Below are 22,221 nucleotides of genomic sequence, written 5' to 3'. Positions count from 1 at the left end.
TACAAACATGTACCCATTGACTCTCATCCTATCAGCATAAGCTAATGGCTAGCTTAGGCGTCAAGAAGGGTCAATGGGCTACGCGATTTTCACGCGATAATTAAATCACCTACACCTGCATGCTCATCACTTCCTGATACGCCGTCACCAGTTTGTTACGCACCTGGATCCCCATCTGTAACGACACGGATGATTTTTGCAGATCGGTCATCACGTCGTTCAGGGCGATGCCCGGCTCGCCAAGGGTGAATTTCTCAGCCTGCGTACGCGCGGCGTTCTGCGTATCGCTGATGCGATCCAGTGCGGCATGCAGCTGGCCCGCAAAGCTAACGGTGGACTCAGCGCCAACGCTCTGGTTTTTCGCCACGCCGGCCGTTGCCTGCAGCTGGCTGATGACGCCCTCAATCCCCTGAATAGACATGGTTTAACCCCTACATGATTTGACTGGCGACGAGATTACCAGCTTGTCAATAAGATGAAGGCGGTAAATAGCGACAAAAAACCAGGTTATTTGACCCATAGAAATTCGTGAATCATCAAATAATGGCGGGGCCATCAACATGGAACTTTTGTCGTGTTTGCCGACCCGGGAGTCCGTTTTGCTTCATTACACGAATAATGCCGTCCACCCAGAGTTACGAGGTGTGCAATGAGTGCGACAGCAACCGCATCACAGAATAAATCTCTCGAGTGGATGAACCGCCTGCGCGCGAATCCCAGAATTCCCCTGCTCGTCGCCGGTGCTGCCGCTATCGCCATCATCGTGGCCATGGTGCTGTGGGCGAAACAGCCCGACTACCGCGTCCTCTATAGCAACGTCTCCGATCAGGACGGCGGCGCGATTGTTACCCAGCTGACGCAGATGAACATCCCCTACCGCTTCTCTGAAACCGGTGGCGCGATTGAAGTGCCCGCGGATAAGGTGCACGAGCTGCGCCTGCGCCTGGCTCAACTGGGGCTGCCGAAAGGCGGCGCGGTGGGCTTTGAGCTGCTGGACCAGGAGAAGTTTGGTATCAGCCAGTTTAGCGAGCAGGTCAACTACCAGCGTGCGCTGGAGGGCGAGCTGGCCCGGACTATCGAAACCCTCGGGCCGGTAAAATCAGCGCGTGTTCACCTGGCGATGCCTAAGCCATCGCTCTTCGTGCGCGAACAGAAATCCCCGTCAGCCTCCGTTACCGTCAACCTCGCACCGGGCCGCGCCATGGACGAGGGTCAGATTAGCGCCGTGGTCCATTTAGTTTCCAGCGCCGTTGCCGGCCTGCCGCCGGGTAACGTTACCCTGGTCGACCAGAGCGGTCGCCTGCTGACCCAGTCCAACACCAGCGGTCGCGATCTTAACGATGCCCAGCTGAAGTATGCCGCTGACGTCGAAAGCCGCGTACAGCGCCGTATCGAAGCGATCCTCTCCCCTATCGTCGGGAATGGCAACGTCCATGCTCAAGTTAACGCCCAGATCGATTTTGATAATAAAGAGCAGACGGAAGAGCAGTATCACCCTAACGGTAACCCGTCCGAGGCAGTGATGCGCTCCCGTCAGCTGAACGAAAGCGAACAGGTGGGCGGTCCCTATCCGGGCGGCGTACCGGGTGCGCTCTCTAACCAGCCGGCTCCGGCCAATAACGCGCCGATTACCGCGAATGGGCCGCAGAACGGCCAGCAGAACCAGAATGCGCAGCAGACCACGACCAGCACGGCAAACAGCGCCGGTCCGCGTAATACGCAGCGCAATGAGACCACTAACTACGAAGTCGATCGTACTATTCGCCACACCAAAATGAACGTGGGCGATGTGCAGCGTCTCTCCGTGGCCGTGGTGGTGAACTATCGCACCCTGACCGATGGCAAACCGCTGCCGTTGACCGCCGATCAGCTGAAGCAGATCGAAGACCTGACCCGCGAAGCGATGGGCTTCTCCCAGCAGCGCGGCGATACCCTCAACGTGGTGAACTCCCAGTTTAACGCTACTGATGAGAGCGCGGGTGAGCTGCCATTCTGGCAACAACAAGCCTTTATCGATCAGCTGTTGTCCGCCGGTCGCTGGCTGCTGGTGCTGATTGTCGCCTGGATCCTGTGGCGTAAAGCCGTCCGTCCGCAGCTGGTGCGTCGCGAAGAGGAGCGCAAAGCGCTGCTTGAGAGCGCGCAGACACGCCAGATGCCGGAAGAGGAAGCGGTGGAAGTTCGCCTGAGCAAAGACGAGCAGACGCAGCAGCGCCGTGCTAACCAGCGTCTGAGCGCCGAGGTGATGAGCCAGCGTATTCGCGAAATGTCAGATAACGATCCGCGCGTTGTGGCGCTGGTCATCCGCCAGTGGATGAGTGGTGAAGAGCATGAGTAACCTTACCGGAACCGAAAAGAGCGTCATCCTGCTGATGACCATTGGCGAAGACCGCGCGGCGGAGGTGTTCAAGCACCTCTCCCAGCGTGAGGTCCAGCACCTGAGTACCGCCATGGCCGGCGTGCGTCAGATCTCTAACAAGCAGCTGACCGACGTCCTGCAGGAGTTTGAGCAGGAAGCCGAGCAGTTCGCTGCGCTCAATATCAACGCCAACGACTACCTGCGTTCGGTGCTGGTGAAAGCGCTGGGCGAAGAGCGCGCGGCCAGCCTGCTGGAAGATATCCTCGAGACCCGCGATACCACCAGCGGCATCGAGACGCTCAACTTTATGGAGCCGCAAACGGCAGCCGATCTTATCCGCGATGAGCATCCGCAGATTATCGCCACCATTCTTGTGCATCTTAAGCGCGGCCAGGCGGCAGATATTCTCGCCCTGTTTGACGAGCGCATGCGTCATGACGTAATGCTGCGTATCGCCACCTTCGGCGGTGTCCAGCCAGCGGCGCTAGCGGAGCTGACCGAGGTGCTGAACAGTCTGCTCGACGGCCAGAACCTCAAACGCAGCAAAATGGGCGGCGTGAGAACGGCGGCAGAGATCATCAACCTGATGAAGACCCAGCAGGAAGAGGCCGTCATTACCGCGGTTCGCGAATTCGACGGCGAGCTGGCGCAGAAAATTATCGACGAGATGTTCCTGTTCGAAAACCTCTCCGAGGTGGACGATCGCAGCATCCAGCGCCTGCTGCAGGAAGTGGATTCCGAATCCCTGCTTATCGCGCTCAAAGGCTCCGAACAGCCGCTGCGCGAGAAGTTCCTGCGCAACATGTCTCAGCGTGCTGCAGATATCCTGCGCGACGACCTTGCCAACCGTGGGCCGGTGCGTCTCTCCCAGGTGGAGAACGAACAGAAAGCGATCCTGCTTATCGTTCGTCGTCTGGCCGAGACCGGCGAGATGGTAATTGGCAGCGGCGAGGATACCTATGTCTAACGAACTGCCGTGGAAAATCTGGACGCCAGAAGATCTGGCGTTGCCGGTGAGCGAGTTCGTTCCGGCGGTGGCACAGGATAGCGATAGCGACGATGCCCCGCAGGAAGGCGAAGAGATCGTTTTAACCGACGAGCAGAAGCAACAGCAGCAGCTGGCGCAGCTGCAGATCCAGGCCCACGAGCAGGGATACAGCGCCGGCCTCGCCGAAGGCCGGCAGGCGGGTCACAGCCAGGGGTATCAGGAGGGGCTGGCCCAGGGCCTTGAGCAGGGTATGGCCCAGGCCCAACAGCAACAGGCACCGGTCCATGCCCGGATGCAGCAGCTGGCGAGCGAGTTCCAGCATAGCCTTGACGCGCTGGACAGCGTTATCGCCTCCCGCCTGATGCAGATGGCGTTAGAGGCGGCACGCCAGGTGATTGGCCATACGCCGAGCGTCGATAACACCACCCTGATTAAACAGATTCAGCAGCTGCTCCAGCAGGAGCCGCTATTTAACGGTAAGCCGCAGCTGCGCGTCCACCCGGACGATCTCCAGCGAGTGGAAGATATGCTGGGCGCGACGCTGAGCCTGCACGGCTGGCGGCTGCGCGGCGATCCGACCCTCCATCCGGGAGGCTGTAAAGTCTCTGCCGACGAAGGCGATCTGGATGCCAGCGTCGCCACCCGCTGGCAGGAACTGTGCCGCCTGGCGGCACCGGGAGTGATCTGATGACCGCGCGCCTGACCCGCTGGCTCACTACGCTGGACAACTTTGAGAACAAGATGGCGCAGCTGCCCGCGGTACGCCGCTACGGGCGGTTGACCCGTGCCACCGGCCTGGTACTGGAGGCGACTGGCCTCCAGCTGCCGCTGGGGGCAACCTGCGTTATCGAGCGTCAGGAGAATGGCGAGACGCGGGAAGTAGAGAGTGAAGTGGTCGGCTTTAACGGCCAGCGTCTCTTCCTGATGCCGCTGGAAGAGGTGGAGGGTATCCTGCCCGGCGCGCGCGTTTATGCCCGCAGCGCCAGCGCCGACGGTCTGCACAGCGGAAAACAGCTGCCGTTAGGTCCGGCGCTGCTGGGCCGGGTACTGGACGGCGGCGGCAAACCGCTGGACGGCCTGCCCTCCCCTGACACCACTGAAACCGGGGCGCTGATCACGCAGCCGTTCAACCCACTCCAGCGAACCCCCATAGAGCATGTACTCGATACCGGCGTGCGGCCGATCAACGCCCTGTTAACCGTGGGCCGTGGTCAGCGTATGGGCCTGTTTGCTGGCTCCGGCGTGGGTAAGAGCGTACTGCTGGGGATGATGGCCCGCTACACCCAGGCCGACGTAATTGTGGTTGGTTTGATTGGCGAGCGTGGTCGTGAAGTAAAAGATTTTATCGAAAATATCCTTGGCGCAGAGGGCCGCGCCCGGTCGGTGGTGATCGCCGCCCCGGCGGACGTCTCGCCGCTGCTGCGTATGCAGGGGGCAGCCTACGCTACGCGCATTGCAGAAGACTTCCGCGATCGCGGCCAGCACGTGCTGCTGATTATGGACTCCTTAACTCGCTATGCGATGGCCCAGCGTGAGATCGCCCTGGCGATTGGCGAGCCGCCAGCGACCAAAGGTTACCCACCCTCGGTGTTCGCCAAACTGCCGGCGCTGGTGGAACGCGCCGGTAACGGCACCCACGGCGGCGGATCGATTACCGCCTTCTATACCGTGCTGACCGAAGGGGATGATCAGCAGGATCCGATCGCCGACTCCGCGCGCGCCATCCTTGACGGCCACATTGTGCTGTCGCGGCGGCTGGCGGAAGCGGGCCATTATCCCGCTATCGATATTGAAGCCTCTATCAGCCGGGCCATGACCGCATTAATTAGCGAGCAGCACTACGCCAGGGTCAGACATTTTAAACAGCTGCTCTCCAGCTTCCAGCGCAACCGCGATCTGGTGAGCGTGGGAGCCTACGCCCGGGGCAGCGATCCAATGCTGGATAAAGCCATCGCCCTGTGGCCGCAGCTGGAAGCCTATCTCCAGCAGGGCATTTTTGAACGCGCCGGATGGGAAGAGTCCATCCAGGGCTTAGAGCTTATTTTCCCGACGGTGTAACAGAACAGTGGGAGGGCGACGATCGTGACGCAGACTAGCGCATTAACGACGCTAAAGGATCTGGCTGAAAAAGCGGTGGATGACGCAGCAATACGCCTCGGCGAGATGCGCCGGGGATGCCAGCAGGCGGAAGAGCAGCTCAAGATGCTGATGGATTATCAGAACGAGTACCGCAATAACCTCAACACGGATATGACCCAGGGCATTGGCAGCCAGCGCTGGCAGAACTACCAGCAGTTTATCTCGACGCTGGAGAAAGCTATCGATCAGCACCGCCAGCAGCTGATGCAGTGGACCACGAAAGTCGAACAGGCGCTGAACGCCTGGCGAGAGAAGAAACAACGTTTACAGGCGTGGCAAACCCTACAGGATCGGCAGACCGCTGCCACCCTGCTGGCAGAAAACCGCCTCGATCAGAAAAAAATGGATGAGTTCGCCCAGCGCGCTTCAATGAGGAAACCAGAGTGATCACTTTGCCAAAACTGCTTGTTACCGATGCCGATACCCCCAGCGGCCTGCAAACAGGTAAAGCGGCGACGGGCGCAGAAGACTTTCTTGCCCTGCTGTCGGGCGCGCTTACCGGCACCCAGACATCGGGCGAGGAGACTCCCCTTACCCTTAACGATCTGCGTTCGGCCAGCGCTACGCTACAGCAGAGCCTGCTGAAAGGCGGCGCGGATGAGACCGATACCCGCTCCCCGGCGGTACAGCTGGCCGCCCTGCTCGCCCGCACGCCAGCAGGCGCTGCCGCGGCAACTGCGGCTAAAGCTGAAGAATCCGGAGATTTGACCCAGACCAGCGCGCCGTTGCAGAGCGAAGCACAGGCTATCTTAGCCAGCCTGACCGGCGGCCTGAAAGGCATCGCATCTGCTCCCACAGCGCAACAGGCGCAGCCAGCAACCGCCGCCGCAGACGATGACACGAGCAGCGATCTGAGCGCAGAGGAGTTGGCCGGGCTGAGCGCTCTGCTGGCGATGCTGCCGCATCAGCAAGCGGCGACTGCCGCCGTACCGAAGAGCGACGCCGCTACTTCAGCCACGCCGGTGACCACCGCCGCTGGCCGCAGCCCGGTTCTGGCATCTCTTACCCGCGATGCCGATCCAGCTCTCACCCCGGCGGCGCAGGATGATACCGACGGCCAGCGCTTTGCCGCTGCCGTTGACGCCAGTGCGCAGACCAGCCAGCTGACCGCAGCCGCACCGACAAAAAGCGCCATGGAGACCGCCGTGCAGGCAGTCAACACCAGCGTCAGCGTCGCGCCTGCGGTGACCACCTCCGCCCCGGCACAGGCCAGCGCCCCGGTTGCCGCGCCGGTGATCAGCGCCCCGCTGGGCAGCAGCGAATGGCAGCAGACCATCAGCCAGAATATCACCCTGTTCACTAAGCAGGGCCAGCAGAGCGCCGAGCTGCGCCTGCATCCAGAAGATTTAGGCCAGGTGCAGATTAGCCTGAAGATCGACGACAACCAGGCTCAGCTGCAGATGGTCTCTCAGCACAGCCACGTCCGTGCTGCCCTCGAAGCCGCGCTGCCGGTGCTGCGCACCCAGCTGGCGGAAAATGGCATCCAGCTCGGTCAGAGCAGCATTAGCAGCGAAAGTTCCGCCGGGCAGCAGCAGTCGTTTTCCCAGCAGCAGCAGGCCTCCCGCTCCGGCCACGGCGGCACCTTTGCCGCTGACGAAGAGGATGCGCTGACCGTTCCAGCAAGCCTGCAATCTCTTGCTCGCGGCAACGGCGCAGTAGACATCTTTGCCTAAACGCAAAAGGTAGCATGATTATCCCCGTCTTTTCCGCCCTTTGACGGACGCAGGACACGGGATAATCAGCCCATAAGCAGTACCGAAACAGGAAGCACGTAAGAGATGACTGACGCCGCAATTAGCAAGAAGAAAAAACGCTCAATCTGGATCCCGCTGTTGGTGTTGATCACGCTCGCCGCGTGCGCCACCGCTGGCTATAGCTACTGGCGTATGCACCAGCAGCCAGGCGAGGAGGTGAAAGCCGAAGAGCCGCCGCCACCCGCACCGGTCTTTTTCGCGCTGGATACCTTTACCGTCAACCTGGGCGAGGCCGATCGCGTCTTTTACGTCGGCATTACCCTGCGCCTGAAAGACGAAGCCACCCGCGCACGCCTGAGCGAGTATCTGCCAGAGGTGCGTAGCCGCCTGCTGCTGCTCTTCTCCCGTCAGGATGCCGCGCAGCTGGCAACTGATGAAGGCAAGCGCCAGCTGGTCGCCGCCATCAAAGAGACGCTCTCTCCGCCGTTAGTCACTGGGCAACCAAAGCAGGAAGTGACTGACGTTCTCTATACAGCTTTCATTTTGCGGTAAAGACATGGGCGATAGCATTCTTTCACAGGCCGAAATTGATGCGCTGCTCAACGGCGACAGCGAACAGAGCGATGCTCCGCAGCCCGGCAAGGGGGGCGAGAGTGATATTCGCCCTTACGATCCCAATACCCAGCGCCGGGTGGTGCGTGAACGCCTGCAGGCGCTGGAGATTATTAACGAACGTTTTGCGCGTCAGTTCCGCATGGGGCTGTTTAACCTGCTGCGTCGCAGCCCGGACATTACGGTGGGGGCGATCCGCATTCAGCCGTACCATGAGTTCGCGCGTAACCTGCCGGTGCCGACCAACCTTAACCTGATCCACCTGAAGCCGCTGCGCGGTACCGGTCTGGTTGTCTTCTCGCCAAGCCTGGTGTTTATCGCCGTGGATAACCTGTTCGGCGGCGATGGCCGTTTCCCGACCAAGGTTGAAGGACGCGAATTTACCCATACCGAGCAGCGGGTGATCAACCGCATGCTGAAGCTGGCGCTGGAAGGCTACAGCGACGCATGGAAGGCGATCCATCCGCTGGACGTTGAGTATGTTCGTTCGGAGATGCAGGTGAAGTTTACTAACATCACCACTTCGCCGAACGATATCGTCGTCAATACCCCTTTCCACGTGGAGATTGGTAACCTGACCGGCGAGTTTAATATCTGTCTGCCCTTCAGCATGATTGAGCCGCTGCGCGAGACGCTGGTTAACCCGCCGCTGGAGAACTCCCGCAACGAGGACCAGAACTGGCGCGATAACCTGGTTCGCCAGGTACAGCACTCGGAGCTGGAGCTGATCGCTAACTTCGGCGATGTCCCGCTGCGCCTGTCGCAGATCCTGAAGCTGCAACCCGGCGACGTGTTGCCGATCGAAAAACCCGATCGCATCATCGCCCACGTAGACGGTGTACCTGTACTCACCAGTCAGTACGGCACCATTAACGGCCAATATGCCCTGCGCGTTGAACATTTGATCAACCCGATTTTGAATTCGCTGAATGAGGAACAGCCCAAATGAGTGATATGAACAATCCGTCCGATGAGAACAGCATGGCAATGGACGATCTGTGGGCTGACGCGTTGAACGAACAAAAAACCACTACCAGCAGCAGCAAAAGCCCCACCGACTCGGTGTTTCAGCAGTTTGGCGGCGGTGACGTCAGCGGCACCCTGCAGGATATCGATCTGATTATGGATATCCCGGTGAAGTTGACCGTGGAACTTGGCCGTACCCGCATGACTATCAAAGAGCTGCTGCGCCTGACCCAGGGATCGGTCGTCGCCCTGGACGGTCTCGCCGGTGAGCCGCTGGACATCCTGATCAACGGCTATCTGATTGCCCAGGGTGAAGTCGTGGTTGTCGCCGATAAGTACGGCGTGCGTATTACCGATATTATTACGCCGTCCGAGCGTATGCGTCGTCTGAGCCGCTAAGCATGAAAACCCAGGCTACCGTTGTCCAGCCCGCTGCCGTCTCTGGTTCTCCGCTGGTGCAGGTTAGCGGCGCGCTGCTGGGCATTATTGCCCTGATCCTTGCGGCAGCCTGGCTGGCGAAGCGGATGGGCTTTGGGGGTAAAACGGCCAGCGCCCGTGGCCTGAAGGTGAGTGCCAGTACCACCGTCGGCCCACGTGAGCGGGTGATTATCGTTGACGTTGACGATGCGCGGCTGGTGCTGGGTGTGACGCCGTCACAAATCAGTTTGCTGCACACGCTTCCCCCTGCGCCGCCCGTTAGCGACGCACCGAAAGAGAACACCCCGGATTTTCAGGCCGTGTTAAAGAATTTGATCAAGCGTTCCGGGAGATCCTGATGCGCCGTTTGTTACCCTTCGCGCTGGCTGGCTTAGCGCTGGTTGCGCCCTGCGCCTTTGCTCAGCTTCCCGGATTGATCAGCCAACCGCTGGCTAACGGCGGCCAGAGCTGGTCCCTGCCGGTGCAGACTCTGGTGTTTATCACCTCGCTGACCTTCCTGCCTGCGATCCTGCTGATGATGACCAGCTTTACCCGCATCATCATCGTTTTTGGCCTGCTGCGTAACGCGCTGGGAACGCCCTCCGCGCCGCCTAACCAGGTGCTGCTCGGCCTCGCGCTATTCCTGACCTTTTTTATCATGTCGCCGGTGATCGATAAGATCTACACCGAGGCCTACCAGCCGTTTAGCGAAAGTAAAATCTCTATCGATGTGGCACTGGAAAAAGGTGCTCAGCCGCTGAGAGAGTTTATGATGCGCCAGACGCGGGAAGCCGACCTGGCCCTGTTTGCCCGCCTGGCGAACAGCGGGCCGCTGCCTGGGCCGGAAGCGGTGCCGATGCGCATCCTGCTCCCGGCCTACGTCACCAGCGAGCTGAAAACCGCGTTTCAGATTGGTTTTACCATCTTTATTCCGTTTTTGATTATCGATCTGGTGATCGCCAGCGTGCTGATGGCGCTGGGGATGATGATGGTTCCGCCCGCCACCATCGCCCTGCCATTTAAGCTAATGCTGTTCGTGCTGGTGGATGGCTGGCAGCTGCTGGTCGGCTCGCTGGCGCAGAGCTTTTACAGTTAAGGAGTGCGGAAATGACACCAGAATCGGTCATGATGATGGGCACCGAGGCGATGAAGATCGCCCTGATGGTGGCCGCCCCCCTGCTACTGGTCGCCCTGGTGACTGGCCTGGTGATCAGTATTTTGCAGGCGGCAACGCAGATCAATGAGATGACCCTCTCGTTTATCCCAAAAATCATTGCCGTTTTCGTTGCCATTATCGTTGCCGGCCCGTGGATGCTCAACCTGCTGCTGGACTATATGCGCACGCTATTCAGCAACATTCCTTATATTATTGGATAAGCAACCCTTATGGTGTCGGTAACCAGCGATCAGTGGCTCCAGTGGCTGAGCCTCTATTTTTGGCCGCTGCTGCGCGTGCTGGCCCTGATTTCGACCGCGCCGATCCTCAGCGAGCGTAGCGTACCCAAGCGGGTTAAGCTGGGGCTGGGGTTTGTCATTACGATCGTTATTGCCCCCTCCCTGCCCGCCACCAATGTGCCGATCTTCTCCGGGGACTCCCTGTGGCTGGCGCTGCAGCAGATCCTCATTGGCATTGCGCTGGGCTTTACTATGCAGTTCGCCTTTGCCGCTATACGTACCGCCGGAGAGCTGATTGGCCTGCAGATGGGCCTCTCATTTGCTACCTTCTTCGATCCCGGCAGCAATCTCAACATGCCCGTGCTGGCGCGCTTTATGGATATGCTGGCCCTGCTGCTGTTCCTGACCTTTAATGGTCATCTGTGGCTGATTTCAATGCTGGTGGATACGTTCCATACTCTGCCCATTGGTGGCGATCCGGTGAACAGCAATGCGTTTCTTGCCCTGACGCGGGCGGGCGGGCTGATTTTCCTGAATGGCCTGATGCTGGCGCTGCCGGTGATCACCCTACTCCTGACGCTGAACCTCTCCCTGGGGCTGCTGAACCGTATGGCTCCGCAGCTCTCTATCTTCTCGGTTGGTTTTCCGATTACCCTCGGCGTGGGCATCATATTGATGGCAGCCCTGATGCCGCTCATTGCCCCCTTCTGCGAACACCTGTTCAGCGAGATCTTTAATCTGCTGGCCGATATCATCGGTGAATTACCGCAGGTCTCCAGCCCTTAATCTTTGCAGGGCTTTGTTGAGGATAATCCTAAAAAGGAATTTCAATAATACCCGCCAGGATATACGGGGCGCGGTTTATTTGTTTTTATGATTATCACATATCCGAAAGTTTACTTTACTTTAAGATGTTTCCTGGCAAATTATACCTAACTTTACGGGATAGTGTGTTCGCCTGAAAGTCCTGTCCTGCTCATAGGTTTTCAGAATATTTTCATCCGTTTTACTGTTATGAGACTCTCAGGCAGGTGGTGAATTATCGTTACGCATTGAGTGAGGGTATGCCATGTCAACGATTATTATGGATTTATGCAGCTATACCCGGTTGGGATTAACCGGTTATCTGGCAAGTCGAGGGGTAAAAAAACGAGATATCAAAGACGTATCCAGCGTCAGCGAACTCGGTTCCGCATGCGAGGCCTGGCGGCCTGCGGTGGTGTTTATTAATGAAGACTGCTTCATCCACGATCTCGAACAGAGTCAGCATATAAAGCAAATCATTAATCAGCATCCAAAGACGTTGTTTATTGTATTTATGGCAATCGCTAATATCCATTTTGATGAATACCTGCTGGTCCGCAAAAATCTATTAATCAGCTCTAAATCGATTAAACCTGAATCGCTGGATGAGTTCCTCGCAGATTACCTCAATAAAGAAGCGAAGGGTCAAAAAGGGATTAACCTGCCTACACTATCGTTAAGCCGTACTGAATCCAGTATGCTGCGAATGTGGATGTCAGGACAGGGAACGATTCAGATTTCCGACCAGATGAATATCAAAGCCAAAACGGTTTCATCACATAAGGGGAATATTAAAAGAAAAATAAAAACGCATAATAAGCAGGTTATCTACCATGTAGTACGCCTGACGGACTACGTTACCAGCGGGATCTTCGTCAATATGCGCTAAGAGGGCAAGCAGGCACTTACCCTCCCGGGCATGAGGGTAGTGACAGCGTTACTCTTGCATCTCTACAAATACCCCGTCCGGATGCCCTTTTTCATTAAAGAACCAAATACCGAGCGGGTAATCATCAAGTGATACCAGATACATCGTCCCTTCATTAAACTCTTCAATTGCCAGTACGACACCCGGGCGGCGTGGCCCCCCGTCCGTTTTAACTGTAACCCGATCGTTAACCTTCATCGTTTTCCTCCTGTCGCATTTTTGCCAGTGTAGAACAAATCCCGTGCTCTTACAGCGCCCACCGTTATGATTGCTGCTTTTCTCTACCGTCTATACTTAGGGAAACGGCCTGCGGGAGAAATGATGATGAAAACCAGCGATGAGAGAACCTTGAACGATGCTGAAGTTGACGCCCTGCTGGCGTCGATCGATCGCAGCGGCCCGGAAAAACGCGCTGAAGGCCGGGTGCATAATGGCGATGAGCCTACGGTTGCCAACGCCTGGGAGCTGGATATTCATGATAGCAGCGTGGCGGAGCTGAGCCGCTAAAAGAAAAAATCCCGGTCTGGGGAGACCGGGATAAAGCTTGCGTTTGCAAGAAGCACTTGAAAATTCGTTACACCAGGAAATCTGATGCGGATATGAATGTATCTGCAAATTATTTGCAGGACAAGAAAATATTCATCAACCTAATTATTATTTATCTTAACTGTCCTGGTACTAACGTATGAGAAGCCAGACGGCATCGACTCTGGCGAGCTATGTAATTCAGGTATTTATAGTGCATGTTTTATAATTTGAGACTTTTCCTACTACCCCATTGCGCGAGTGAAGGAGCAAACCATGCCAGGCCTTAACGATACGCTGCTGATATTTACTGATATCGACGGTACCCTGCTTGATAGCCATACTCACGAGTGGCAGCCAGCTGAAGTCTGGCTTACCCGTCTGCGCCAGCATGAGATACCGGTTATCTTATGCACCAGTATGACGGCGGCAGAGACTGTGGCGATCCAGAAAATGGTAGGGCTTCAGGGGCAGCCGTTCATCGCCGAGAACGGGGCAGTGATCCAACTCGATGCGCGCTGGGAGGCACATAAAAATTCTCCTCGCCTCATCAACGGTGCGACCCACGATCAGATTATGACCGTCCTGACCCCGCTGCGGGAAAATGAGGGGTACAAATTTACCACCTTTAGCGATCTTGAGGTTCCCGTGCTGGTGGAGTTAACCGGATATACTCCTGCTCAGGCTGGCCTAGCCCGCCTCCATGAAGCCTCAGAGACGCTGATCTGGCGCGACAGCGACGCGCAGTTGGCAAAATTCGATGCCGACCTGTCCCGCTTCGGCCTGCGCCTCGTTCAGGGTGCGCGTTACTGGCATATCATTGACCAACGCGGTGGAAAAGATCAGGCGGTAAACTGGCTGACGCGTCAGTACTGTCAGGTTGAGGGCAAAGAGTACACCACTCTCGGTCTGGGAGATGGACCCAACGATGCCCCGATGCTGGATAACGTCGATTTTGCCATTGTTGTTAAAGGACTTAATCGCGACGGCGTGACGCTACGCCATGATGAGCCGTCGCGGGTCTATCGAACTAATCAGACCGGCCCGGCGGGCTGGCGAGAGGGGCTGGATCATTTGTTCGGGGGTTCCTGAGCGGCATCCTCTGCGCAGACACGGTTACGACCGCCCCGCTTCGCCAGGTAGAGTCGTCCATCGGCCACCATCTGCAGATACTCGAAAACATAGCTCTGGCTCGGCTCAGCGCTACTGACCCCTAGCGAGGCGCTAATGCGAATCGTCTGGCTGTTATGCACCAGAATCTCCTTGCGGCTGATGCGGTCACGTATCCGCTCTGCAACGCGCTGCGCCTGAAGCAACGTGCTACCAGGCAGAACGATACAAAACTCCTCCCCACCCACGCGTCCAGCCATATCTTCTCCCTGAAGAGAGCCAGTAATGAGACGTGCGGCGTGGGTAAGCACTAAATCGCCCACCTGGTGGCCATAGCGATCGTTCACGCTTTTAAAGTGATCGAGATCGAGCTGGATCACCGAGAATGGCCGCTGCTGCTGCTGACACTGCTCTGCCAGCGTTTTTGCGCGCTCAAACAGCGCGCCGCGGTTAAGCAGCCGCGTCAGGGGATCGTGCCACGCCTGCCACTGCAACGAGTGCTGCATCGCATACATATTGCTGACCATGCGGCGGATGACCACCCAGGAGCTAAGCAGCATGGCGGTAAACAGCAGCCACAGCAGCGCCAGCGCAATGCTGATGGTACCGAAATCACCCTGCAAGCCTTCCCGTAGAGTATGGATGCGCAGCAGCAGCCCATCAAAGTGATCGAGTTTCTGCCAGACGACAAAGGTAGGCCCAAGACGCAGGCTGCCGCTATTGCTCTGCGTTATCGCCTGGGTCAACATCTCACGCTGCGCCTGGTTAAAAGTGCGCGGCTGCACGCCATCAGGCAGGGAGGTGACCACCCGTTCAAGTTTGTTATTGTAGAGCTGATACTCGCCCTGCTCTTCATCCCTGAGCGCCTCCTCTAACAGCTGCTTTACCGAGGAGAAGGAGTAGTCAATTGCCAGCACACCGTACCAGTACTGGGCATAGTCCAATGGTACGCTCACCGTGACGATAGACTCCTGCTGCCCAGCACGTTGTGCCGAGGTAAACCAGCGCACACCGCGAAAACGGTTGGCGTGGATGGACTGCCCGGTAAACCAGGGCTGGGCCAGCAGGCTCTCATAGCGCGCAACGCTCTCTGCCGACACGGCTGCGGGTCGCGAAGAGAGGAAAAAGCCAGCGCGTGAGACATACCAGGCGTGCTTAGGCATCGCCGGTATCGCCGTGGCGAGACGCATGATATAACCCACTTCCAGCGCGGCGGTCATCTCATTGTGCATCTGCGGATCGCCGCGGCTAAGCAGAGGATGGCGAGCAACAAAGGCGTCAGAGACGCCGGTAATCGGCAGCGTGCGTCGCTGATCGACGCTGATACGCCAGAAAGGCTGCTGCCGCTGTTGGGCAAACTCAACCTGCACGTTTTCCAGCACCCCGGAGGCCAGAGGCGTCTGCACCGCCGCTCTCATCGCATTGCGAAAGAAGAGCAGCGCGTTAACCCCAATCTCCATCTGCCGGTCGAGCGCGCTGGAGACCTTATCAAGGGTATTACGCTGACTGGCGACGTAGGCATCCTCCAGTACGACGACCTCGCGCCAGGTCAGCAGCGTTGAGCTAACCAGTACAATCACAAAACAGAGATTAACGACCCGAGCGGGCACGAGATAGTTGCGAATGTTGTTCAGCCGTGACGAGCCTGCGGCAGCGGTAGAGAGTGGCACGACGTCTCCATGATATTTGCTGAAATTATCCAGTCATTACAATCCATATTATCGGCACGCCGACGCCAGACTTCATATCGGGCCGGGGGTATCTATTCGATGCCAATAAAAACGCCCGGTCTGGCCGGGCGCTGCGCAATCACGCCTGCTGGTGAACCTGCTGCTTCTCTCCCGGGATAAGCTCTTCCTCACGGAACGCCTCCCGTTTAACGCCGTAACCATCATACCAGCGGCACTCCACCATGCCGCTGGCGTAGCCGGTGACGACCATTTTGGGACCACCTGCTTTAGGCTGAACTTCATCGCTGACAAAAAAGAGCATTGCCGCCTCCTGTATCAGGGTGAAACGCATAAAACTTAGCTTAAATTTTGTACTTCTGCATCCTGACCCGCCAGGACTAGTGGGCGGCTCCGCGCAGGCGCGAGACCATCTTCACCAGACCCACGACAATCAGGCCAATAATGAACCCGAGCACCAGGTTTGCCAGTGTAGGCAACGTTGCGGCAATGAATGCCCCCTGCTCTGCGGCAAAATGCTCAATCGCATGGTGCAGCGGCGCAACACCGTGTACCACGATCCCGCCGCCCACCAAAAACATTGCCAGCGTGCCGACGATTGAGAGCGTCTTCATCAGCCAGGGCGCAACCACCAGCAAACCTTTGCCAAAAGCCTGGGCCAGCGCGCCTGGACGCTCGGCTAACCAGTAGCCCATATCGTCCAGCTTAACGATGATCCCTACCAGGCCATAGACACCGATAGTCACCAGCACGGCGATGCCCGACAGCACCAGCACCTGGTTGAGTAGAGGCGCATCGGCCACGATACCCAGCGTAATGGCGACGATCTCTGCCGACAGGATAAAGTCGGTGCGAATGGCACCTTTGACCTTATCCCGCTCGAACTGCTTTGGATCCTGTTTAGCGATCGCATTCAGCCGCTCCTGCGCCTGGTGAGGATCCTCTTTGTGCTTGCGGGCGTGCAGGCTGTGCAGCACCTTCTCCACCCCCTCAAAGCAGAGAAACGCCCCGCCGACCATCAGCAGAGGCGTAATGGCCCAGGGAATAAAGGCGCTGATGAGCAGCGCCAGCGGCACCAGGATCACCTTATTAAGCAGTGAGCCTTTCGCCACGCTCCAGACCACCGGCAGCTCCCGGTTAGCCCGCACGCCGGAAACCTGCTGAGCGTTGAGCGAGAGATCGTCTCCGAGCACGCCAGCGGTCTTTTTCGCCGCCAGCTTGCCCATCAATGAAATGTCGTCAAGCAAAGTGGCAATATCGTCCAGTAAGGTTAATAAACTACTTCCTGCCAAAATAAACATCCTTCTCTAACTGCTGATAATAGAAAGATTATGGAGCATAAACGCTCATTGCGGAAATTTAACCTTAAAGTCAACAAATCATTAACATTCGAAGCGCAATTAATTGCTCGCCAGTCTGATTGTTTTGGCGTTTACTCTATGGGTCCATTCTATTACGCCGTGAGGGAGTATGCGTTTCAGGCAGCTTTTACCGCTTATTGGCGCGCTTTTTGCGCTCTACATTATTTGGGGTTCCACCTACTTTGCGATTCGCATCGGCGTCGAGAGCTGGCCGCCGTTGATGATGGCCGGCGTGCGCTTTTTCTCTGCCGGGCTTCTGCTGCTGGCTTTTTTACTCATTACCGGCCATCGCCTGCCCTCCCTGCGCCCGCTGCTTAACGCAGCGCTGATCGGCGTTCTGCTGCTGGCGGTGGGTAACGGCATGGTAACGGTGGCGGAGCACCAGAACGTCCCGTCCGGCATTGCCGCCGTGGTGGTCGCAACGGTTCCGCTCTTTACCCTCTGCTTTAGCCACTTTTTTGGCATCGCCACGCGCAAGCTAGAGTGGTTTGGCATCGTCATCGGCCTGTCGGGCATTATTCTGCTTAACAGCGGCGGTAACCTGAGCGGCAATCCGTGGGGGGCAGGAATGATCCTCATCGGCTCCCTGAGCTGGGCCTTCGGCTCTGTCCTGGGTTCACGCATTGAGCTGCCCAGCGGCATGATGGCCGGCGCCATTGAGATGCTGGCCGCAGGCGTGATACTGCTGGCCGCCTCGGGAATGAGCGGTGAACGGCTCACGGCCATGCCGACGGTTTCCGGATTGATGGCCGTCAGCTACCTCACCATTTTTGGGTCGATTATCGCCATCAATGCCTACATGTTCCTGATCCGCAACACCTCACCGGCGGTGGCCACCAGCTATGCCTACGTCAACCCGGTCGTGGCGGTGCTGTTAGGGACAGGATTTGCGGGCGAAAGCCTCTCGCTCATCGAGTGGCTGGCACTGGGAATTATCATTCTGGCGGTGGTGCTGGTGACGCTGGGTAAATACCTGCTCCCTGCCCGTCCGGCAGTTACGCCCTGTGGGGCGGAGAAGTGACCAGGCCGCTGGCCTGAATGCCCCGAGTGTCGATCTGCGCGGCCGTCCCGCCGCTGCAGATCCACTCTTCCAGCCGCTCGCCGAGCGCCGCATCGCTCAGTTTTGCCCGCCCCCGGATTGCGCACTCCCAAACAATCAGCACCCGCCAGCCCTCCGCCAGCAGCAGCGCACAGTCGCGCCGGTCGCGTTCGACGTTCTTGCCAATTTTCTCCAGCCAGAATTCCGTGCGCGTGGCCGGTACCTTAAACAGATAGCAGTCATGATGGTGCCAGAAACAGCCGTGAGTGAAGATCACACAGCGGTAGTCATCTATAACAAAATCTGGCTTGCCGGGAAGCGCCGCATCCTGCACGCGAAACGCCAGCCCGCATTCGGTCAGCAGTGCGGCAAGCCGCTTCTCTATGGCCGTATCCCGGGTACCGATGGCGCGCATATTTTTGCTGCGCGTGGCTTTATCGTGCACGTCTGCCATGCTCTCCCCTCGTTACTTTAACACTGGCATTTAATAGCGTAATAATCTTAGCATTGAGGCTAATTGTGGACTGATTTTTTTAATCTACTGTGCAATCATTCCTGCCGTTATTAATCCAACATCCATTACACGCTTTACCCTCACTCTTCTCGACAATGCTTGGCTCGGCTTAACTAAGCTGAGCTTTTTTTTTGCTTTCCCCCCGGTTATTCTTCAAATAAATACCAACTAAATAATTATACAATAAACATATAGAAACCATTAATTAAGTGAATACCGAAACGGCAATTTATTCATCATGAAAATAATAATAGCCAATGAAACTTTTAGCAATAAATAATACCATTTGGTTACATGATTCCTTTAAAAATAAATGAACTTAATCGCTAGTATCACAATTGTAATTCGGGTAGTTAAATAACCATTTACATAAACTATGATCCATAGGAAATGCATAATGAAAAGAAAAGTATTGGCGATTATTGTCCCGGCATTATTAGCCATGGGCACAGCACATGCAGCAGAAATTTATAATCAGAACGGTAACAAGCTCGATCTCTACGGCAAAATTGACGGCCTGCACTACTTCTCTGACGATAGCGGTTCTGATGGCGATAAAACCTATGCGCGTTTAGGCTTTAAAGGCGAAACGCAAATTAACGATCAGCTGATCGGCTTTGGTCAATGGGAATATAACATTCAGGCCAACAACACCGAGAGCAGCAGCAACCAGAGCTGGACCCGTCTGGCATTCGCTGGCCTGAAGGCGGGCGACTACGGTTCATTTGACTATGGCCGTAACTACGGCGTGCTGTATGACGTGGAAGCCTGGACCGATATGCTGCCGGAGTTCGGCGGTGACAGCTACACCTGGGCTGACAACTTTATGACCGGGCGTGCTAACGGTGTCGCAACCTACCGTAACGACAATATGTTTGGCCTGGTGGACGGCCTGACGTTTGCTGTTCAGTACCAGGGCAATAACGAAGACGATGGCAACGGTAACGAAGGCACCAGCAGCCCGCGTGATGTGCGCTTTGAGAACGGCGACGGCTGGGGTCTCTCCTCTACCTATGATATCGGCAGCGGCTTCAGCGTGGGTGCGGCGTATGCTTCATCTGACCGTACCGCCGATCAGGAAAACCGTGGCAATGTCGCTAATAGCACCTATGCTGGTGGCGAAAAAGCAGACGCCTGGACTACCGGTCTGAAATATGACGCCAATAATATCTACCTCGCGGCGATGTACTCCGAAACCCGCAACATGACCCCATATGGCAGCACCGACAACGGCGACCTTGGCGGTATCGCGAATAAAACGCAGAACTTTGAAGTCACCGCGCAGTATCAGTTCGACTTTGGTCTGCGTCCGGCAGTCTCTTTCCTGATGTCTAAAGGTAAAGATCTTAACTACAACGGCGCTAATACCGATGAAGACTTGGTTAAATACGCTGATGTAGGTGCAACCTACTACTTCAACAAAAATATGTCGACCTACGTCGATTATAAAATCAACCTGCTTGATGACGACGATGCATTCTATCAAGATGCTGGCATCGCTACCGACGATATCGTCGCGCTGGGTCTGGTTTATCAGTTCTAAAAACAGATGTAAAAAACAAAGCCCGCGAGTAGCGGGCTTTTTTATTATCGAACCGGAGCGGACTGCTGCTTTGTCACTTTGTCACGCTGCATCATACCAAAGGCAATAATAAACAGCCCCAGCATAAAGGGAACTTCATACAGCTCCTCCAGCAGATCCTGATCGCGAGCATCATATAAAACTAACGAGGCGATAAGTCGGTGATGCTCTACCGCATCGGAAAACATAAAAGTGATAACCACCAACAGAACCGTCCAGAGTGGGAACATTTCATGGCGAAAACGTAGCGCTATCTCTTTACGCAAAATGCCAGAGAAGAGTACCGGCAGCACAAGAGCTGCGATGAGAACCACGGAAATCACGCGAAAAATCAGCCTCGGCTCATCCGGGAAGTAGACTCTGCCCCAGCTGGTACTGCGCCCTAGCAGTACGACCCACCAGGCAACGGACCAGAGCCAGAAGGCTTTCTGACCGGGTGTTAGCGTCCAGGACTTAATCCAGAAAAGCGTGAATAGTGCGCCAAACAGTAGCCACAACGCCTGCCCGTTCTCAATCCAGTTTACCAGCCTCGCTTCGCTTACGGGCAGCGGTATATCTGGAAAGAAGGGAAAAAGAATGGATAGAATAAAAAGCAGTGCCGTAATAAACGGTAGCTGAGCGTCCAGTTTCATCGTTATTGTTACCTGGAAAAAGAATAGCCAGCTATTCTATCTGGTTTTGTTTTTTTCTTCTTTGCGAACTGTGCGGATCTAACGATGCAAATTAGGATAATGATGATTCACGTCAGGAATAGAAGAGAACTACCTTTCAGAGGCAACCAGTATAAGAGTTGTGATAGACGTCGTTGAAAGCGGTACGGGTAAGTGCTTGAATAGTGGCGGAGAGAGGGGGATTTGAACCCCCGGTAGAGTTGCCCCTACTCCGGTTTTCGAGACCGGTCCGTTCAGCCGCTCCGGCATCTCTCCGTTTTGATGGTTGCCATCATGCCAGGATATTTGGCATTTTAACAGACCCAATCCGGTCAATTTTGTTCAAGTGACGAGTTTACGAGCAAAGCGATGATAAAGTGGCCCTGGAAAGCAAATGAAGCATCACGGATGACAACCTATCCCTGGGAAGAGGCGCTTGCCATCCCGGTTCTGGCAAACCTGACGCCGGAGGAGCAGTATCGTCTTTCACAGCTGGCCGAGCGCTTTTTACAGCAGAAGCGTCTGGTGGCCCTGCAGGGTTTCGATCTCGATGCGCTGAAGAGCTGCCGTATTGCCCTGCTCTTCTGCCTGCCGGTACTTGAGCTGGGGCTGGAGTGGCTCGATGGCTTTCATGAGGTGCTGATCTATCCTGCGCCCTTTATTGTGGATGACGAGTGGGAAGATGATATTGGTCTGGTGCATAGCCAGCGGGTCGTGCAGTCCGGGCAGAGCTGGCAGCAGGGGCCGATTGTTCTTAACTGGCTGGATATTCAGGACTCTTTTGACGCCTCTGGCTTTAACCTTGTTATCCATGAAGTCGCACACAAGCTTGATACCCGCAACGGCGATCGCGCCAGCGGCGTACCCTTTATTCCACTGCGCGAAGTTGCCAGCTGGGAGCACGATCTCCACGCGGCCATGAATAATATTCAGGATGAGATCGATCTGGTGGGTGAAAACACTGCCAGCATCGATGCCTATGCCGCGACCGATCCCGCCGAGTGCTTTGCCGTGCTGTCAGAGTATTTCTTTAGCGCCCCTGAACTTTTTGCGCCACGTTTCCCCTCTTTATGGCAGCGCTTCTGTCAGTTCTACCGCCAGGATCCGCTTGCCCGGTTACGTGCAAATACCTCAACTTCAGCTACAGGACGCTATCGCGTTCAGTAAAAGCGCAGGTTGTGCTTTAATTAACCAGTTAAATCAGCGCGTTAATTTTACTGTTGACACAAAAAATCGAGGCCAGTAATATGCGCCTCGTTCACACGATTCCTCTGTAGTTCAGTCGGTAGAACGGCGGACTGTTAATCCGTATGTCACTGGTTCGAGTCCAGTCAGAGGAGCCAAATTCTTGTTTCTATCCTTCTTAGCCTGTCTTTATACTCTTTTAATAGTAAATAACCCCGCTTAGCTGCATATCGATTGTACCGTTCCCGGCAAACCTTCTTATTTTCAT

26 protein-coding genes and 2 tRNA genes are annotated in these 22,221 nt (G+C 56.2%); 20 read left to right on the top strand and 8 right to left on the bottom strand.

Annotation, left to right across the window (positions count from 1 at the left end):
- Positions 1 to 109 precede the first annotated feature (109 nt).
- Positions 110 to 421 carry a flagellar hook-basal body complex protein FliE gene (gene fliE, locus RTM13_RS00175; RefSeq protein WP_312209180.1) on the bottom strand — a complete coding sequence of 104 codons (312 nt, stop codon included), beginning with the start codon at positions 419 to 421 and terminating at the stop codon, positions 110 to 112.
- Between the two features lie 228 nt (positions 422 to 649).
- On the opposite strand from fliE, the gene fliF reads away from it, so the two are divergent.
- The 14 genes from fliF (at position 650) to rcsA (ending at position 12,260) form a co-directional block, all read left to right on the top strand.
- Complete coding sequence (gene fliF / locus RTM13_RS00170; RefSeq protein ID WP_312209179.1) at positions 650 to 2,335, top strand: flagellar basal-body MS-ring/collar protein FliF; 1,686 nt, start codon at positions 650 to 652, stop codon at positions 2,333 to 2,335.
- On the top strand, positions 2,328 to 3,323 hold the full coding sequence (gene fliG / locus RTM13_RS00165) for a flagellar motor switch protein FliG (protein ID WP_312209178.1): 996 nt from the start codon (positions 2,328 to 2,330) through the stop codon (positions 3,321 to 3,323). The genes fliF and fliG overlap by 8 nt, the downstream gene beginning before the upstream one ends.
- On the top strand, positions 3,316 to 4,032 hold the full coding sequence (gene fliH, locus RTM13_RS00160) for a flagellar assembly protein FliH (RefSeq protein ID WP_312209176.1): 717 nt from the start codon (positions 3,316 to 3,318) through the stop codon (positions 4,030 to 4,032). The genes fliG and fliH overlap by 8 nt, the downstream gene beginning before the upstream one ends.
- Complete coding sequence (fliI, locus tag RTM13_RS00155) at positions 4,032 to 5,402, top strand: flagellar protein export ATPase FliI (RefSeq protein WP_312209174.1); 1,371 nt, start codon at positions 4,032 to 4,034, stop codon at positions 5,400 to 5,402. Before fliH ends, fliI begins: the two co-directional genes overlap by 1 nt.
- A gap of 24 nt (positions 5,403 to 5,426) precedes the next feature.
- On the top strand, positions 5,427 to 5,870 hold the full coding sequence (fliJ, locus tag RTM13_RS00150) for a flagellar export protein FliJ (protein ID WP_312209173.1): 444 nt from the start codon (positions 5,427 to 5,429) through the stop codon (positions 5,868 to 5,870).
- On the top strand, positions 5,867 to 7,156 hold the full coding sequence (gene fliK / locus RTM13_RS00145; protein WP_312209172.1) for a flagellar hook length control protein FliK: 1,290 nt from the start codon (positions 5,867 to 5,869) through the stop codon (positions 7,154 to 7,156). Before fliJ ends, fliK begins: the two co-directional genes overlap by 4 nt.
- Positions 7,157 to 7,261: 105 nt before the next feature.
- Positions 7,262 to 7,729 carry a flagellar basal body-associated protein FliL gene (fliL, locus tag RTM13_RS00140; protein ID WP_312209170.1) on the top strand — a complete coding sequence of 156 codons (468 nt, stop codon included), beginning with the start codon at positions 7,262 to 7,264 and terminating at the stop codon, positions 7,727 to 7,729.
- 4 nt (positions 7,730 to 7,733) lie between these two features.
- Positions 7,734 to 8,738 carry a flagellar motor switch protein FliM gene (gene fliM, locus RTM13_RS00135; protein WP_312209169.1) on the top strand — a complete coding sequence of 335 codons (1,005 nt, stop codon included), beginning with the start codon at positions 7,734 to 7,736 and terminating at the stop codon, positions 8,736 to 8,738.
- On the top strand, positions 8,735 to 9,154 hold the full coding sequence (fliN, locus tag RTM13_RS00130; RefSeq protein ID WP_312209167.1) for a flagellar motor switch protein FliN: 420 nt from the start codon (positions 8,735 to 8,737) through the stop codon (positions 9,152 to 9,154). The genes fliM and fliN overlap by 4 nt, the downstream gene beginning before the upstream one ends.
- A gap of 2 nt (positions 9,155 to 9,156) precedes the next feature.
- Positions 9,157 to 9,531 carry a flagellar biosynthetic protein FliO gene (gene fliO / locus RTM13_RS00125; protein WP_312209166.1) on the top strand — a complete coding sequence of 125 codons (375 nt, stop codon included), beginning with the start codon at positions 9,157 to 9,159 and terminating at the stop codon, positions 9,529 to 9,531.
- Positions 9,531 to 10,268: a flagellar type III secretion system pore protein FliP gene (gene fliP / locus RTM13_RS00120; RefSeq protein ID WP_312209165.1), complete on the top strand. Its 738-nt coding sequence runs from the start codon at positions 9,531 to 9,533 to the stop codon at positions 10,266 to 10,268. The genes fliO and fliP overlap by 1 nt, the downstream gene beginning before the upstream one ends.
- A gap of 11 nt (positions 10,269 to 10,279) precedes the next feature.
- Entirely contained in the window at positions 10,280 to 10,549 is a 270-nt protein-coding gene (gene fliQ, locus RTM13_RS00115) for a flagellar biosynthesis protein FliQ (protein WP_312209164.1), read from the top strand.
- 9 nt (positions 10,550 to 10,558) lie between these two features.
- Complete coding sequence (fliR, locus tag RTM13_RS00110) at positions 10,559 to 11,353, top strand: flagellar biosynthetic protein FliR (protein WP_312209162.1); 795 nt, start codon at positions 10,559 to 10,561, stop codon at positions 11,351 to 11,353.
- Positions 11,354 to 11,636: 283 nt separating this feature from the next.
- The gene (gene rcsA, locus RTM13_RS00105; RefSeq protein ID WP_042391443.1) at positions 11,637 to 12,260 is read left to right on the top strand and encodes a transcriptional regulator RcsA; all 624 of its coding nucleotides are present in this window, start codon (positions 11,637 to 11,639) and stop codon (positions 12,258 to 12,260) included.
- A 48-nt stretch (positions 12,261 to 12,308) separates the two neighbouring features.
- On the opposite strand, the gene dsrB is transcribed toward rcsA, so the two are convergent.
- Entirely contained in the window at positions 12,309 to 12,497 is a 189-nt protein-coding gene (gene dsrB / locus RTM13_RS00100; RefSeq protein WP_312209160.1) for a protein DsrB, read from the bottom strand.
- A gap of 120 nt (positions 12,498 to 12,617) precedes the next feature.
- Between dsrB and RTM13_RS00095 the strand changes: the two genes are divergently transcribed.
- Both RTM13_RS00095 and RTM13_RS00090 read left to right on the top strand, forming a co-directional pair.
- Positions 12,618 to 12,806, top strand: a complete 189-nt coding sequence (locus tag RTM13_RS00095) for a hypothetical protein (RefSeq protein ID WP_312209158.1) — start codon at positions 12,618 to 12,620, stop codon at positions 12,804 to 12,806.
- A gap of 294 nt (positions 12,807 to 13,100) precedes the next feature.
- Positions 13,101 to 13,916 carry a mannosyl-3-phosphoglycerate phosphatase-related protein gene (locus RTM13_RS00090; protein WP_312209157.1) on the top strand — a complete coding sequence of 272 codons (816 nt, stop codon included), beginning with the start codon at positions 13,101 to 13,103 and terminating at the stop codon, positions 13,914 to 13,916.
- Here the strand turns inward: RTM13_RS00090 and dgcQ are convergent.
- The 3 genes from dgcQ to RTM13_RS00075 form a co-directional block, all read right to left on the bottom strand.
- The gene (dgcQ, locus tag RTM13_RS00085; protein WP_312209156.1) at positions 13,895 to 15,604 is read right to left on the bottom strand and encodes a cellulose biosynthesis regulator diguanylate cyclase DgcQ; all 1,710 of its coding nucleotides are present in this window, start codon (positions 15,602 to 15,604) and stop codon (positions 13,895 to 13,897) included. The two genes, RTM13_RS00090 and dgcQ, sit on opposite strands and share 22 nt — an antisense overlap.
- Before the next feature lie 139 nt (positions 15,605 to 15,743).
- Positions 15,744 to 15,926, bottom strand: coding sequence for a DUF2158 domain-containing protein (locus RTM13_RS00080; protein WP_312209155.1), 183 nt, complete (start codon positions 15,924 to 15,926; stop codon positions 15,744 to 15,746).
- A gap of 76 nt (positions 15,927 to 16,002) precedes the next feature.
- Positions 16,003 to 16,923 (bottom strand): DUF808 family protein, encoded by a 921-nt coding sequence (locus tag RTM13_RS00075; protein ID WP_312209154.1) that lies wholly within the window; start codon positions 16,921 to 16,923, stop codon positions 16,003 to 16,005.
- Between the two features lie 169 nt (positions 16,924 to 17,092).
- Between RTM13_RS00075 and yedA the strand changes: the two genes are divergently transcribed.
- Positions 17,093 to 18,004 (top strand): drug/metabolite exporter YedA, encoded by a 912-nt coding sequence (gene yedA / locus RTM13_RS00070; protein ID WP_312209152.1) that lies wholly within the window; start codon positions 17,093 to 17,095, stop codon positions 18,002 to 18,004.
- On the opposite strand, the gene RTM13_RS00065 is transcribed toward yedA, so the two are convergent.
- A complete protein-coding gene (locus RTM13_RS00065; protein WP_312209151.1) occupies positions 17,979 to 18,476 on the bottom strand; it encodes a very short patch repair endonuclease in 498 nt (165 codons plus the stop codon). The two genes, yedA and RTM13_RS00065, sit on opposite strands and share 26 nt — an antisense overlap.
- Before the next feature lie 457 nt (positions 18,477 to 18,933).
- Here RTM13_RS00065 and ompC point away from each other — a divergent pair, with 457 nt between their 5' ends.
- Complete coding sequence (gene ompC, locus RTM13_RS00060; RefSeq protein WP_312209149.1) at positions 18,934 to 20,079, top strand: porin OmpC; 1,146 nt, start codon at positions 18,934 to 18,936, stop codon at positions 20,077 to 20,079.
- A 44-nt stretch (positions 20,080 to 20,123) separates the two neighbouring features.
- On the opposite strand, the gene RTM13_RS00055 is transcribed toward ompC, so the two are convergent.
- Entirely contained in the window at positions 20,124 to 20,750 is a 627-nt protein-coding gene (locus tag RTM13_RS00055; protein ID WP_312209148.1) for a hypothetical protein, read from the bottom strand.
- A gap of 204 nt (positions 20,751 to 20,954) precedes the next feature.
- Positions 20,955 to 21,044: transfer RNA gene (locus RTM13_RS00050), tRNA-Ser, on the bottom strand.
- Positions 21,045 to 21,137: 93 nt separating this feature from the next.
- Between RTM13_RS00050 and mtfA the strand changes: the two genes are divergently transcribed.
- Positions 21,138 to 21,935, top strand: a complete 798-nt coding sequence (mtfA, locus tag RTM13_RS00045; RefSeq protein WP_312209146.1) for a DgsA anti-repressor MtfA — start codon at positions 21,138 to 21,140, stop codon at positions 21,933 to 21,935.
- Positions 21,936 to 22,035: 100 nt separating this feature from the next.
- Positions 22,036 to 22,111: transfer RNA gene (locus RTM13_RS00040), tRNA-Asn, on the top strand.
- Positions 22,112 to 22,221: the final 110 nt, after the last annotated feature.

This window comes from Pseudescherichia sp., from assembly GCF_031979925.1.
In the GTDB taxonomy this organism is placed as follows: Bacteria; Pseudomonadota; Gammaproteobacteria; order Enterobacterales; family Enterobacteriaceae; genus Pseudescherichia.
The sequence above is the reverse complement of the archived record's forward strand: the minus strand, read 5'-3'. Positions and strand labels throughout refer to the sequence as shown.